Consider the following 13,775-nt stretch of genomic DNA (forward strand, 5'->3'; position numbering starts at 1 on the left):
CCGGCAGGGGCGCCGTCTCACCTCAGTCCTCGCGGGACAAGCGACGCAAGCGCTCCCTGCCGGGATCCACCGTGCGAAGGGAAGGTAGAGCCATCAGCGGCCCCGTGCTGGAGGTCAGGGACGTCGTGGTCCGCTTCGGCGGCCTCACGGCGGTCGACGGGCTGGCCTTCCCGCTGCACGCCGGGGAGGTGCTCGGCGTCATCGGGCCCAACGGCGCCGGGAAGACCACGATGGTCGACGTCATCACGGGGGTGACCCGGCCCCGCAGTGGGTCCGTGTGGCTCGGCGGTCAGGACGTCACCGCGTGGGCGCCGCACCGCCGCGCCCACGCGGGCCTGTCGCGCAGCTTCCAGACCGTGGGACTGGCGCCCGGGCTGTCCGCCCGCGAGAACGTGCTCGGGACCCTGGAGGCGCTCGAGCGGGTGCGGTCACCGTTCCCCCGTCGCGCCGCCGTGCGACGGCGCCAGGCGGAGGTCGACCGGCTGCTCGGCGCGTTCGGCCTGGAGGCGGCGGCCGACCTGTCCGTCACCGACCTCCCCCTGGGCACCGTGAAGCGGGTCGAGCTGGCCAAGGTCTTCGCCGGCCGGCCGTCCGTGGTCCTCCTGGACGAGCCGTTCGCCGGGCTCTCCCGCGCCGAAGCCCGGGACCGGGCGGGCCTGATCACCCGTCAGGCCGCGGAGCACGGCGCCGCCGTCCTCATCGTCGAGCACGACGTGCCGCTGCTGATGGACACCGCCACCACCCTGCTCGTGCTCGAGCGCGGCCGGCGCATCGCCTTGGGCCCGCCGCAGGCGGTCATGGCGGACCCGGTCGTCCGCGCCGCCTACCTGGGCGACGCCGCCTGAACGTCGCGGCTCCCACGAGCCGGTCCCGATCCACCACAGAGAGAGGAACTGACATGGCCCGCCTGGACGGCAAGGTCGCGTTCATCACCGGTGCAGCCCGCGGCCAGGGACGCTCGCACGCCCTGCGCATGGCCGAGGAGGGCGCCGACATCATCGGCGTCGACCTCTGCGCACCGATCGACTCCATCACCGCCTACGACTTCCCGACGACCGCGGACCTGGAGGAGACCGCGCGGATGGTCGAGGCGCTGGACCGGCGCTGCGTCGTGCGCCAGGGCGACGTCCGCGACACCGCCTCGCTCACCGCCGCGGTGGAGGCCGGGGTCGCCGAGCTGGGCCACCTCGACGTCGTCGTCGCCAACGCCGGCATCTTCTCGCTCGGCAGCACCCTGGAGATCGACGAGCAGCAGTGGCAGGACGTCATCGACGTCAACCTGACCGGCGTCTGGAAGACGGTGAAGGCCGCGCTCCCCGCGATCCGGCGGGGCGGCAACGGCGGATCGATCGTCCTGATCAGCTCGCTGGCCGGCCACAAGGGCGTGCCGAACACCGCGCACTACGCCGCCACCAAGCACGCGGTCATCGGGCTCACCAGGGTCTTCGCCAACGAGTTCGCGCCCGAGTTCATCCGCGCGAACTGCATCAGCCCCAACTCGGTCGACACGCCGATGATCCAGAACGAGGCGACCTACAAGCTGTTCGCCCCGGACGTGGAGCACCCGCAGCAGGCCGACGTGGTGGATGCGTTCGCCTCGCTCAACGCGCTCCCCGTCCCCTTCCTCGACGCCCGCGACATCAGCAACGCGGTCGTGTACCTCGCCTCCGACGAGGCCCGCTACGTGACCGGCTCGGTGCTGAACGTCGACGCCGGAGCGGCCGCCAAGTGACACCCGACGTCCTCAACCCCTGACCGAGACAGGAGAGAACAGTGCAGAGAATCGCGCGACTCCGGGCCCTCATGGCCGAGCAAGGACTCGACGCCGTCGTCCTGACCACTCCTCACAACGTGCTCTACGCGGCGGGCTACACCTCCATCCTCGAGAAGTGGCAGCTCCAGGAGCCGCTGTCCGCGGCGATCGTGCCGGTCGATCCCGACAAGCCGGTCGTCCTGGCCATCCCCGAGGCCAACCTGGCTCTCCTCATGCTCCAGGAGGAGGCAGGTCGGCCGGACCGGGCCGGCGAGGTCCGCGTCTTCGACATGATCAACTTCTGCGAGGTGATGCGGTCCGAGGACCCGGCGGCGGCGGCGAGCACGATCGGCAAGGAGTCGGTCCGCCTGTACGGGGAGCGCGTCCGCGGCGCGTGCGAGCCGGACATCCTGTCGTCGATCCGGGCCACGCTGACCGACCACGGGCTGACCGGCGGCCGGATCGGCTTCGACGACCTCCGGGTGATGCAGCGCCTGGCCGCGGGCGGGGTCCGGTTCGAGGGCGTGGACGCGCTCGAGACGACGATCCGGTCCCGGATGGTCAAGACCCCATCGGAACTGGAGACCTTCCGACGGGTCGGGAAGGTGGCCGACGCGTCCCTGCTGGCGGCGGCCGACGCCCTGCAGCCGGGCGTCCGGTGGGACGAGGTCCAGTACGCCGTCGCGCAGACGATGATCCGCATGGACGCCACACCGGTGGACGAGGGCGCCATGATGTTCGGCGGCACGTTCCAGGGTGCGTTCCTCCCCGAGCTGTTCCGCACCCGCAGCGACCGCCCGCTGGACGCCGGGCAGGTCGTGATCCTCGAGACCCAGGGCGTGTGCGAGGACGTCTGGATCGACATCAACCGCACGGCGGTCATCGGGCAACCCACCGACGAGTACCAGCACCTCCACGACACGCTCCGCGAGGCCTTCGAGCAGATGGTCGCCGCGCTGCGTCCCGGGAACCACACCGGGGACCTCCCGCGGATCGCCCACGAGCGGCTGGTCCAGGCCGGCATCCCGGTCCCCGACAAGCTGCTGGTCCTGGCGCACGGTATCGGCCACCAGACCCTGGAGTTCCCCTTCGACTACCCCGCCCAGGGACGTGCGGGGGCGGCAGGTTTCGAGATCGAGGAGAACATGGTGCTGAGCCTCGACTGCCTCTACTTCGGCGGAGAACTCGGCCCCTGCCACATGGAGAACGTGTACATCGTCGGCGCGGACGGCCCGGAGAACACCTACTCGGTGCCGCTCCAGCTGCTGGGGCCCCGGTGAGCACGGCCGAGGCGGTCACCACCGCCGTCCCGGTGCACGTCGTCCTCGGACCCGAGGGTGGTGAGTCCACGGTGGCCACGGACACCCTGGCGCTCCCGCCCGTACCGGGTCTCACCGGCGCCGCTCGGGTGTACGCGGGCGGGCTCGGCGCCGGGCCCGGCACCGTGTTCCGCTTCCCCGCGGGTTTCGCGAACGACTTCCACAACGCCCCGGGGACGACGTGGATGCTCTTCCTGACCGGGCGGTTCGAGGTCACGACCAGCGACGGCTCGAGCGTGGTCCTCGCGGCCGGGGACATCGTCCGCTTCGAGGACGTCACCGGTCCGGGGCACCGCAGCCGCGTGGTGTCCGACGAGGACGTGCTCGTCGTGACGGTGGATGGCGCGGTCTGATGGGTCGCTGACCCGTGCGAAGGCCCCGGCGGTGTCGCAGCCGGGGCCTCCGCACGGCGGTGACCGCCGCGAGCCCTCCCCGCCCCGCGCCCCGGACGCCGCCCGCGGGAAGGTGTCGGACCAGGTCGCGCACGCCCTGGTCCGCGACATCGCCGCCGGCGCCCTCGAGCACCGGACCGAGCTCCCCCACGAAGCGGCCCTCATCGAGCGCTTCGGCGTGGGGCGGGCGTCCGTCCGCGAGGCGCTCAGCGTCCTGGAGGTCCTCGGGGTCATCGCGATGCGCCGTGGCCCCCAGGGCGGTCCGGTGGTGCTGGGGTCGGGCAGCGCGGGCTTCGCCCGGATGACCAGCCTGTTCCTGCAGCTCGGGCACGTCGACCTGACCGAGGTGGTGGTCGCCTGGACCACCCTGGGCCCCGTGGTCGTGCGCCTCGCCGCGCAGCGGCGGGGCAGCCGACGGCTCGCGGCGCTCGGGGTCCGCCTGGCCGGTGTGCCGGTCGAGGACGACGCAGCGTTCCGCCACGCGGCCGAGCAGCTGCACGGTGCCCTGAGCCGCGCGGCGGGCAACCCTCTGGTCGCTCTCCTGGTCGACTCGCTCGCCCAGCTGGTCGTCGACCGGCTCGGTAGGTGTCTCCTGCCGGTGGACGAGCGCGCCCCCTGGCTCCGGACCGCCGAGGCCCTCGTCGCCGCGGTGCTGGCCGGTCGGTCCGCGCATGCCGAGCAGCTCGCCGAGGGCCTCCAGCGTCGCCTCGCGCAGCAGCTCGGGAACCGGCTTCCCTCCCTCCACCAGCCGGTCGCCTGGAGATGAGGCGGGGGGCCCGGACGTCCGGTGCGCCCTGCACAGGGACGGCCGCCGCACCGCGGCAGTGCCGCCGTACGGCCGTGGTGCCGGGTTGCACCGCGGCTGCCGGAACCACACGGCGGCAGTGCCGCGGCACCGCCCGGGGTCAGGGCCGGACCGGGGACGGGTTGAACCCCGGCATCGCCAGGTGACCGGCGTCGATCGGGAACGCCTGGCCGGTGACGCCGTACGCGCCGTCGGAGGCCAGCCACACGGCGGCATCGGCGATCGCCTCCGGGCCCAGCGCGCCCTGCCCGCCGAGGATCCCGTAGTGCAGCGCGGAGGACTCGAAGTCCGCCCGCGTGCCACCCGGGCGGCCGGCCATTTTGTCGTAGAGCCCGGGCCAGTTGGTCATGGGCGTGTCGACCAGCCCGGGGCAGATCGCGTTGACCCGGACGCCGTGCGGGCCGAGCTCCAGCGCGGCGCTCTTCATGAGGCCGAGCACCCCGTGCTTGCTCGCCGCGTAGTGCGCGGCCCCGGCGTTGCCGCGCAGGCCGTTGACCGAGGAGACGAGCACCATCGACCCGCTGCCCCGCTCGATCATGTGCGGCGCGACCGCGCTCATCGAGCGCCAGACGCCCAGCAGGTTGACGTCGAGCACCGCGCGGAACTGCTGCTCGGTCAGCTCCCAGAACGGCGCCTGCGAGAAGACGCCGGCGTTGGCCACGAGGACGTCGATCCGGCCGAGCTCGGCCAGCCCGTCGGCGACCGCGGCGCGCAGCGCGTCCCCGTCCCGGACGTCGGCGGTGCGGGCCACGACCCGCCGGTCGAGCGCCTCCACCTGCGCCGCCGTCTCCGCCAGATCGGCGGCGCGCGCGGTCTCGTAGGGCACCGTCTCGACCGGCCCGGCGACGTCGACCGCGACGACGTCGGCCCCCTCGCGGGCGAACGCCACCGCGTGCGCCCGGCCCTGGCCGCGAGCCGCGCCGGTGACCAGCACGACCTTGCCCTGCAGACGCGTCACGCCCGGGCCCCTCTCGCGGCGTCGAACGCACGGGCGGCCGCACGGTGCTCGGTGGTCGCGAACAGCAGGGCGGTGGCCTCCAGCGACTCGGCGGTGCCGCCGACGGCGTCGCGGTTGACGAACGCCTTGGCCACCTGGACCGCGAGCCCCGGCCGCGCGGCCATGTCGGCGGCCAGCCCGACCGCGGCGTCGAGCAGGGCGCCGTCGGGGTGCACCTCCTGCACCAGCCCGGCCCGCTCGGCCTGCGCCGCGGAGATCTCCCGACCGGTCAGCGCGAGGTACCGGGTCCAGGGGCGGCCCATCACCTCCGGCCCGCGCACGATGCCGTACGTGGGCATCAGCCCCATGGTCGGCTCCTTGAACGCGAACCGGGCCGACTCCGCGGCGAGGACGACGTCGCAGGCCAGCGCAAGCTCGGTGCCGCCGCCGAACGCGATGCCGTTGACCGCGCCGACGACCGGGACCGCGCACCGCTCCACCGAGGTGAAGGCGTCGAGCACCCGGCCCAGGTGCGGGCGCACCCGCCCGACGTCGCCGTCGAGGTCGAGGAAGGTCGCCACGTCACCGCCGGCGGAGAACGCGCGCCCCTCCCCCGTCAGCACCGCGGCGCGGACGCCGTCGTCGTGCCCCAGCGACCGCATGGTCGCGGTGAGGTCGGCGAAGAACTCCTCGTCCATCGCGTTGAGCTTCTCCGGCCGGGCGATGGTCAGCAGCGCCACGCCGGGGGCGGGCTCGCTGCGGCGCAGCCGCGCCATCAGGCGTCGGGCGCCGGGAACTCCGGGCGGCGCTTCTCGAGGAAGGCCCGCGCGCCCTCGGTCATGTCCGCGCTGCCGATCGCCTGCACGAGCATGCCGAGACCGGTGGTGAAGGAGTCGCGGGCGGCGTTCCACCACACGTTCGAGCTCACCTTCGCGATCTCGAGGTAGCGCGGCGAGAGCTTGGCGATCTCCTCCACCATCGCGTCCACCGCGGCGACCAGCTCGTCGTCGGGGACGACGCTGTTGACCAGCCCGAGCTCCAGCGCCTGGGCGGAGCTGTAGCGGCGGCAGAGGAACGCCATCTCCTTGGCGCGCTTCTCGCCGATCTGGATGCCCAGCACGTTCGTGGCGCCGGTGACCGGGGCGCTGCCGACGCGCGGACCGGTCTGGCCGAAGGTGGCCGACTCGGCGGCGATCGCGAGGTCGCAGGCGATGACGAGCTCGTTGCCGCCGCCGGCCGCCGGACCGTTGACCGCCGCGATGACCGGGCGCGGGTGGGTGCGGATCGCGTCGAACAGCCGCAGCGAGCCGCGGTAGAGCCCCCGCATGCTCGTCACGTCCGGCTCGGCCAGGTTGGTCAGCGCGCCGCCGGCGCAGAAGCTGCCGGGCACGCCGGTGATGACGACGGCGCGGCTGCTCGTGCTGCCCTCCAGCGCCTCCACGACCGCCTCGGCCATCGGCGGGTCGTAGGCGTTGCGCCGGTCGGGCCGGTTCAGGGTGATCCAGGTGGCGTCGCCGCGCTGCTCGACCAGGACGTCCGTCCCGGCTGCGCCGCTCACTTCGCCTCCTCCACCGGGCCGGGAGCCGGCGCCTCGGGGTCGATGCCCATCAGCCGGGCGAAGTTGCCACCGAGGATGCCCTCGGTCACCTCGTCGGAGAGCCCGAGGCCCTTGATCGCGGCGATCTCCTTCGCCGGGTCGGCCATCGGCCAGTCGGAGCCGAACACGATCCGGTCCGCGCCGTGCTTGCCGATGATCTCGCGGACCTTCTCCGGCGCGAGCGTGGCCAGCGAGGGCGGCCACGACGTCTCCAGGTGGACGTTCTCCCCGAGCAGGTCGGCCTCGGCCTCCTCGAGCTTGTGGTAGCCGCCGAAGTGGCAGGCGATCATCTTCAGGTCGGGGAACTGCCGGACGATGTCGCGGATCATCCCCGGCGTCGCCCGCTCGTTGCTCTCCCGGTCCCCGCCGGCCCCGACGTGCGCGATGACGGCGATCCCGTCGGCCGACAGGGCCTCGAGAACGTCCCACACCCGGCGGTCGTCGTAGGCGAAGCCCTGGAACAGCGAGTGCAGCTTGACCCCGCGGATGTCGTTGCGGCGCAGGCTGGCGACGTTCTCCTCGACCGGCAGGTCGGGGTGGATGGTGCCGAAGCCGAACAGCGACCCGCCGCGGCTGCGGCCGACGAACCGGTTGGTGCCGTCGACGTACTTCGCGGTGTCGGCGATGCCCAGCAGCACCCCGCGGTCCACGCCGGAGGCGGCCAGGACGCCGGGCAGGTTGGAGATCTTGCCGTCACCCACCCGCGGGAGCTGGGGCACGCGGGGACCGAGCGCACGCTCGGCGATCGCGTCGGGCCAGGCGTGGCAGTGCACGTCGATGATCACGGGCTCGCTCCGTTCAGGGCTGGCCACCGTCGACGGTGAGCACCGCGCCGGTGGTGAAGGACGACCAGTCACTGGCCAGGTACAGCGCGGCGCCGACCACCTCGTGCGGCTCGCCACCGCGCTTCATGGCGAACGTCGCGGACCGCTTGGCGAACGCCTCCATGTCCCAGGCCGCGCTCACGTCGGTGAAGAAGGTGCCGCACATGATCGCGTTGACCCGGACCGACGGCCCGAAGGCGTGCGCCAGCCCGACGGTCACCGCGTTGAGCCCCGCCTTGGCCGCGGCGTAGGGCACGATGTCGGCCCGCGGTCGCACCGCGCCGGTGCTGCTGATGTTGACGATCGAGCCGCCCTCGCCGGCGGCCATCCGGGTGCCGATCAGCGCGGCCAGCCGGAACGGGCCCTTGAGGTTGACCCCGAGCACCTTGTCGAACAGCGTCTCGCTGACGTCGGCGATCGAGTCGTAGACCGGCGACATCCCGGCGTTGTTGACCAGGACGTCGACCCGGCCGAACTCGCCGTAGGCGGCCTCGACCAGCTCGTCGAGGGCGTCCCACCGGCCCACGTGCGCGGCCACCGGCAGTGCGCGTCGCCCGGTCTGCTCCCGCACCTCGGCGGCGGTCTGCTCGCAGCTGCCCAGGTCGCGGCTCGCGATCACCACGTCGGCGCCGGCCGCGGCCAGGCCGAGCACCATCTCCCGGCCCAGGCCGCGGCTGCCGCCGGTGACGAGGGCGACCTTGCCGGAGAGGTCGACGGCAGGACCGGGCCGTTGCGCCGGGGCGGCCCCTCCCCCGCTCACGCCGCCCGGACCGGCGTCGGGCCGACGACGTCGGCGGCGCCGAGCGCGTCGAGCTCCTCGGAGCTCATGCCCAGCAGCCCCGTCAGGCCCGCCTCGGTGTGCTCCCCGACGGTCGGCACGCCGTCGTAGAGCGGGCCGTCGTAGCTGCCCATGTGCAGCACCGGGCCGGGCACCAGCACGTTGCCCAGCACCGTGTTGGTCAGCGGCACGAGCGTGCGGTCGAGGAAGTGCGGGTCCTCGGTGATGTCCCGGGCGTCGTTCACCGGGGCGGCCACCACCTCGTGCTCGTCGAGGTCGGCGAGCACCACGTCCCGCGGGCGCTGCCCGACCCACGCCTTGACGATCTCCTGCAGCTCGTCGTTGTTCGCCATCCGCGCCACGTTCGTGGCGTAGCGCTCGTCGGTCTTGAGGTCCGGGCGGCCCATCGCGTCGAACAGCCGCATCGCGATGGTCTGGTTCGACGCCGCGATCGACAGCCACTGCCCGTCCCCGGCCTGGTAGATGCCGCGGGGGGACGCCGAGCCGGAGCCGTTGCCCACCCGCTGCTGGACGAAGCCGCTGGCGGTGTAGTTCAGGACGAGGTCGCCGAGGATGAACATCAGCGGCTCGTACAGCGCCACGTCGACGACGTCGCCGCGGCCGGTACGGGTGCGGTTGAACAGCGCCGTCGTCGTCCCGAAGGCCGCCGACAGGCCCGCGATGGAGTCGGCGAAGCCGAAGGGCGGCGAGGTCGGCGGCGAGTCCGGCCAGCCGTTGACGAACGCGTACCCGCTGGCGGTCTCCGCGACGGTGCCGAAGCCGGGCCGCTCCCGGTAGGGGCCGGTCTGCCCGAATCCGGAGACCCGGGTGAGCACCAGGCCGGGGTTCTCCGCCGACAGGACGTCGTAGCCCAGGCCCCAGTCCTCGAGCCGGCCCGGGCGGAAGGACTCGACGACGACGTCGACCTTCGCGGCCAGCCGGCGGACCAGGTCGCGGCCCTCGGCGCGGCGCAGGTCGATACCGACGGACTCCTTGCCGGAGTTCAGCCGGGCGAAGCCGATCGACATGCCCTCGTGCTGCGGCGTCCACTGGCGGGCGAAGTCGCCCGAGCGCGGATCCTCGACCTTGACCACCCGGGCGCCGAAGTCGCGCAGCATCCGGCCGGCGGTCGGCGCCGCGTACATCGTGCCCAGCTCCAGGACCGTGACCCCCGCCAGCGGCGGGGCCCCCTGTGTGCTGCCGGTCATGGCTCCCCCTCGGGTGCTCTGGTGGTCCGTACTGCCCGCGGACGTCATGGCCGCCACTGCACGTGCTGCGGCTCGAGGTACTCGCGGATGCCCCACTCGCCGATCTCCCGGCCGACGCCGGACAGGCCGAAGCCGCCGAACGGCGCGTCGGGGCGCATGTTGCCGCCGCCGTTGACCCAGACGGTGCCCGAGCGCAGCTGCGCGGCCAGCGCCCGGCCGTGCTGGACGTCCGGCGTGTAGATGTTGGCGGCCAGCCCGTAGGCGGTGTCGTTGGCCAGCCGGATCGCCTCCTCCTCGGTGGAGAAGGGGACGACGACGCCGACCGGGCCGAACACCTCGTTCTGCACCAGCCGGTTGTCGTGGGACAGGCCGGTGAAGACGACGGGGTTGATGAAGTAGCCGGTGTCGGGCACCGGGGTGTCCAGCGACAGGGCGATGTGCCCGCCGTCGGCGAGGCCGTTGTCGATGAACGACTGCACCCGCTGCCGGTGGTCCTCGCGGATCATCGGGCCGATGTTGACGCTGCGGTCCCATGGATCGCCGACCTTCAGCGCGGTGAACGCCTCCTTGGAGGCGCCGAGGAACTCGTCGACGAGGCTCTCGTGCACCAGCATGCGGGCCAACGCGGCGCAGCCCTGCCCGCCGTTGCGCGCCCACCGCAGGTGGATGTCCTTGGCCAGCCCGGCGGCGTCGATGCCCGGCAGCAAGATGTTCGGCGACTTCCCGCCGAGCTCGAGCGTGACGCCCTTCAGCCCGCGGGCGGCCTGCTCCATGATCGCCGCGCCCACGGCGTCGGAGCCGGTGAAGGAGACCCGGTCCACCCAGGGGTGGGTGGTGAGGTGCTGGCCCACCGAGGGCCCGTCGCCGATGACGACGTTGATGACGCCGGCCGGGATGCCGGCCTCCTCGAAGAGCTCCCCCATCCACAGCGTGGTCAGCGGGGTGCGCGGGGAGGGCAGCAGGACCGTCGTGCAGCCGGCGGCCAGCGCGGCGCCGAACTTGAAGACGGCCAGGTTGATCGGGTAGTTGTAGCCGGTGATGCAGGCCACCACGCCGGCCGGCCGGTAGGCGACCTCGGAGTAGCTCAGCACCGGGTCGTGCCACTCCCCCAGCTGCACGGTCCGGTCGACCAGCGCGGCCTCGGCCATCCAGCGCAGGTGGGTGATGCCGAGCTTGACCTGCATCACCTCGGCGAACGCGGCCGGCGTGCCGACCTCGTTGACGATCGAGGCGGTCAGCCGCTCGGTGTGCCGCTCGAAGGTGTCGGCCAGCCGGTGGATGGCGGCGCTGCGCTCCTGCGGGGAGGCGGCGGCCCAGGCCGGGAAGGCCTTCCGGGCAGCGGCGACGGCCCGGTCCACCTGCTCGATGCTCGCCGTGGCCACCGTGGCGTGCACCTGCTCGGTGGCCGGGTTGAGGCCGTCGATCGCGGGGCCCTCTCCCGGCACCAGCCGGCCGTCGATCAGCAGGTCCCGCGTCGTCGGGACCCAGCTGCGCAGCTCGTCGTTCATGCTCGTGCCTCCTCGCCGGTGATGACCGGGTCCGCGGGCTGGTCACCCGTGATCACTGGGTTGCTCCCGCCGTGCTCCGGCGACTTCGCCATGAGGCCGACGCGGGTGCACACCATGATCAGCTGGTCGTGCTGGTTGTAACCGCGGTGCTCGAACCAGACGATCCCGCTGTCGCTGCGGCTCTTGCTCTCGCGCTTGTCCAGGATCGTCGTCTCCCCACGGAGCGTGTCCCCGTGGAAGACCGGGTTCGGGAACTTCACCGAGTCGTAGCCCAGGTTGCCCAGTGTCGTGCCGAACGTCAGCTCCAGCACGTGGAAGCCACCGACCAGGGCGAGGGTGAAGAGGCTGTTGAACAGCGGCCGCCCGTGGATGGTCCCCTTGGCGAACTCGTGGTCCAGGTGCAGCGGCTGGGTGTTCATCGTCAGCGACGTGAACAGCACGTTGTCGGACTCGGTGACGGTCCGGGTGAACGGGTGCCGGTAGACCCGCCCGACCTCGAACTCCTCGAAGTACAGACCCCGCATGCTCAGTGACCCCCTTCCGGTGCGTCGATGCCGAGCGCGGCGGCCGGGTCCGGCCGGCCGCCGCCGGGGGTGGCGCGGGCGTGGGCCAGCCACTCCTGCGCCGTGTCGGCGTGGGCCTTGTCGATGTGCACGCCGCGGTAGCGGACGGCGCCGTGACCGGCCGCCGCGGCGTCGCGGTAGGCGCGGACCAGCCCCTCGTGGAAGTCGATCTCCTCGGCGGTCGGCGAGAATGCCTCGTTGACCGTGGCGACGTGCGAGGGGTGGATGGCGATCATCCCGCGGAAGCCGAGCTGGCGGCCCTTCTCCGCGAACGTCTTGAGCCCGGTGAGGTCGTCCAGCCGCTCCCACAGCCCGGTGAGCGGGTGGATGCCCGCCTCCCGGCAGGCCAGCAGGATCCGGCTGCGCAGGTAGAGCGTCTCCTCGCCCTCCGGCGTCCACCGGTAGCCGACCGCACGGGCGATGTCGGCGTGCTCGGCGGTCGGGCCGATCATCGCGCCGACCCGCGGGGACGCCAGGGCGATCTCCCGGGCGTTCTGGATCGCGCCGATCATCTCGACCGGGACGATGTACTCCAGGCCGGAGACCCCGCTGCGCTCCTCGAAGTGGTCCAGCAGCGCGTCGTAGCGGAGCACGTCGGTGGCCGTGCTGATCTTCGGTGCGAACACCCCGGTGAGGCCGGGGACGACGACGGCCTCGAGGTCACCACCGGTCAGCCGGGTGTCCAGCGGGTTGACCCGCACGAACAGCCCCGCCCGCTGGTCGCGGCGGCGGACGGCGGTGATCGACTCGGCGACCGTCTGCCGCGCCCCCAGCTTGAGCTCGGCGGGCACGGAGTCCTCGAGGTCGAGGACGACGCAGTCGGCGCCGGCGGCCAGCGCCTTGTCGATCCACTGGGGCTTGTGCCCGGGGACGAAGAGGATGGAGCGGTACGGGACCATCGGCGCACTCCCCGATCAGTAGCTGCGCGGCAGGCCGAGCACGTGCTCGGCGGTGTAGTTGAGGACCATCTCCTGGCTGATCGGGGCGATCCGCATGAGCCGGGCCTCGCGGAAGTACCGCTCGACGTGGAACTCCCGGCCGAAGCCGAAGCCGCCGTGCACCTGCAGGGCGACGTCCGCGGCGTAGAAGCCGGCCTCGGCGCACAGCCACTTGGCGGCGTTGGCCTCCCGACCGCACGGGAGCCCGCGGTCGACCAGCCACGCCGCCTTCTGCACGACCTGCTCGGCGGCGTCGAGCCGGATCTGCGCCTCGGCGAGCTGGAAGGCGATGCCCTGGTTCTGCCCGATCGGCCGGCCGAACACCTCGCGCTGCTTGGCGTACTCGGTGCCGCGGCGCAGGGCCGCCTTGCCGATGCCGAGTGCGGCGTTGGCGCTGATCACCCGCTCGGCGTTGAGCCCCCCGAGGATGGTGCGGAAGCCGTGGCCGGGCTCCCCCACGACGTCCTCGTCGGCCACGAAGAGGTCGTCGATGAACAGCTCGTCGGTGTCGACGGCGTTGCGGCCCATCTTCGGGATCGGCCGGATCTGCACCTTGTCACGGTCGATGGGCGCGAACATCAGCGTCATGCCCGCCGTCCGCTTGGCGCCGGGCTCGCGCGGCTCGGTGCGGACCAGCAGCAGCATCCGCTGCGCCTCCTGCGCCTTGGTGATCCACACCTTCTTGCCCGAGACGAGGTACCCGCCGTCGACCTTGCGGGCGAAGGTGGAGATGTTCGTGGTGTCGGTGCCGGCGTCGGGCTCGGTGACGGCGAAGGACACGTGCAGGTCGCCGCTGGCCGCCTCGGGCAGGAACCGCCGCTTCAGGTCCTCCGAGCCGTGCTCGATGATCGGGTGGAAGCCGAAGATGCCGATGTGCACGGCGCTGCAGCCGTTCATGCCCGCGCCGGAGGCGGCGATCTCCTGCTCGACGATCGCGGCCTCGGTGACCCCGAGCCCGCCGCCGCCGTACTCCTCGGGGATGGTCAGGCCCAGCCAGCCGGCCTTCTGCACCGCCGCGTAGAACTCCCACGGGAACTCGTGGGAGTCGTCGTGCTGCATCCAGTACTCGTCCGGGAAGTCCTTGCACATGGCCCGGACGGCCTCCCGGATGTCCCGGTGGACCGGGTCCTCGGTGTAGTCCATGTCGCGGTCC

The 13,775-nt window shown here is 72.9% G+C and carries 15 protein-coding genes; 5 read left to right on the forward strand and 10 right to left on the reverse strand.

All coding sequences use genetic code 11. The features are described from left to right. Nucleotides 1-104: 104 nt before the first annotated feature. From ACK586_RS20545 to ACK586_RS20565, 5 genes are read left to right on the forward strand one after another with little or no spacing between them, the layout of a single operon-like run. Complete coding sequence (locus tag ACK586_RS20545) at nucleotides 105-845, forward strand: ABC transporter ATP-binding protein (RefSeq protein WP_409332371.1); 741 nt, start codon at nucleotides 105-107, stop codon at nucleotides 843-845. Nucleotides 846-898: 53 nt separating this feature from the next. After that, the gene (locus ACK586_RS20550; RefSeq protein WP_409332372.1) at nucleotides 899-1,732 is read left to right on the forward strand and encodes a mycofactocin-coupled SDR family oxidoreductase; all 834 of its coding nucleotides are present in this window, start codon (nucleotides 899-901) and stop codon (nucleotides 1,730-1,732) included. Between the two features lie 41 nt (nucleotides 1,733-1,773). Beyond that, nucleotides 1,774-3,033 carry a M24 family metallopeptidase gene (locus tag ACK586_RS20555; RefSeq protein ID WP_409332373.1) on the forward strand — a complete coding sequence of 420 codons (1,260 nt, stop codon included), beginning with the start codon at nucleotides 1,774-1,776 and terminating at the stop codon, nucleotides 3,031-3,033. Then, entirely contained in the window at nucleotides 3,030-3,425 is a 396-nt protein-coding gene (locus ACK586_RS20560; RefSeq protein WP_409332374.1) for a cupin domain-containing protein, read from the forward strand. Before ACK586_RS20555 ends, ACK586_RS20560 begins: the two co-directional genes overlap by 4 nt. A gap of 31 nt (nucleotides 3,426-3,456) precedes the next feature. Then, nucleotides 3,457-4,230: a FadR/GntR family transcriptional regulator gene (locus tag ACK586_RS20565; protein WP_409332375.1), complete on the forward strand. Its 774-nt coding sequence runs from the start codon at nucleotides 3,457-3,459 to the stop codon at nucleotides 4,228-4,230. A gap of 139 nt (nucleotides 4,231-4,369) precedes the next feature. Here ACK586_RS20565 and ACK586_RS20570 read toward each other — a convergent pair whose 3' ends face one another. From ACK586_RS20570 to ACK586_RS20615, 10 genes are read right to left on the reverse strand one after another with little or no spacing between them, the layout of a single operon-like run. Further along, entirely contained in the window at nucleotides 4,370-5,227 is an 858-nt protein-coding gene (locus ACK586_RS20570) for a mycofactocin-coupled SDR family oxidoreductase (RefSeq protein WP_409332376.1), read from the reverse strand. Next, nucleotides 5,224-5,982, reverse strand: coding sequence for an enoyl-CoA hydratase/isomerase family protein (locus ACK586_RS20575; RefSeq protein WP_409332377.1), 759 nt, complete (start codon nucleotides 5,980-5,982; stop codon nucleotides 5,224-5,226). The genes ACK586_RS20570 and ACK586_RS20575 overlap by 4 nt, the downstream gene beginning before the upstream one ends. Next, the gene (locus ACK586_RS20580) at nucleotides 5,982-6,764 is read right to left on the reverse strand and encodes an enoyl-CoA hydratase/isomerase family protein (protein ID WP_409332378.1); all 783 of its coding nucleotides are present in this window, start codon (nucleotides 6,762-6,764) and stop codon (nucleotides 5,982-5,984) included. The genes ACK586_RS20575 and ACK586_RS20580 overlap by 1 nt, the downstream gene beginning before the upstream one ends. Next, nucleotides 6,761-7,588, reverse strand: a complete 828-nt coding sequence (locus tag ACK586_RS20585) for an amidohydrolase family protein (protein WP_409332379.1) — start codon at nucleotides 7,586-7,588, stop codon at nucleotides 6,761-6,763. Before ACK586_RS20585 ends, ACK586_RS20580 begins: the two co-directional genes overlap by 4 nt. A 13-nt stretch (nucleotides 7,589-7,601) precedes the next feature. Continuing rightward, nucleotides 7,602-8,387: an SDR family NAD(P)-dependent oxidoreductase gene (locus tag ACK586_RS20590; RefSeq protein ID WP_409332380.1), complete on the reverse strand. Its 786-nt coding sequence runs from the start codon at nucleotides 8,385-8,387 to the stop codon at nucleotides 7,602-7,604. Next, the gene (locus ACK586_RS20595) at nucleotides 8,384-9,613 is read right to left on the reverse strand and encodes a CaiB/BaiF CoA transferase family protein (protein ID WP_409332381.1); all 1,230 of its coding nucleotides are present in this window, start codon (nucleotides 9,611-9,613) and stop codon (nucleotides 8,384-8,386) included. Before ACK586_RS20595 ends, ACK586_RS20590 begins: the two co-directional genes overlap by 4 nt. Before the next feature lie 44 nt (nucleotides 9,614-9,657). Next, nucleotides 9,658-11,121 (reverse strand): aldehyde dehydrogenase family protein, encoded by a 1,464-nt coding sequence (locus tag ACK586_RS20600; RefSeq protein ID WP_409332382.1) that lies wholly within the window; start codon nucleotides 11,119-11,121, stop codon nucleotides 9,658-9,660. After that, nucleotides 11,118-11,645, reverse strand: a complete 528-nt coding sequence (locus tag ACK586_RS20605) for a MaoC family dehydratase (RefSeq protein ID WP_409332383.1) — start codon at nucleotides 11,643-11,645, stop codon at nucleotides 11,118-11,120. The genes ACK586_RS20600 and ACK586_RS20605 overlap by 4 nt, the downstream gene beginning before the upstream one ends. A gap of 2 nt (nucleotides 11,646-11,647) precedes the next feature. After that, complete coding sequence (locus ACK586_RS20610; RefSeq protein ID WP_409332384.1) at nucleotides 11,648-12,583, reverse strand: HpcH/HpaI aldolase/citrate lyase family protein; 936 nt, start codon at nucleotides 12,581-12,583, stop codon at nucleotides 11,648-11,650. Nucleotides 12,584-12,598: 15 nt separating this feature from the next. Next, nucleotides 12,599-13,765 carry an acyl-CoA dehydrogenase family protein gene (locus ACK586_RS20615; protein ID WP_409332385.1) on the reverse strand — a complete coding sequence of 389 codons (1,167 nt, stop codon included), beginning with the start codon at nucleotides 13,763-13,765 and terminating at the stop codon, nucleotides 12,599-12,601. Between the last annotated feature and the right edge of the window lie 10 nt (nucleotides 13,766-13,775).

This window comes from Trujillonella humicola (assembly GCF_046233715.1).
In the GTDB taxonomy this organism is placed as follows: Bacteria; Actinomycetota; Actinomycetes; order Mycobacteriales; family Geodermatophilaceae; genus Trujillonella; species Trujillonella humicola.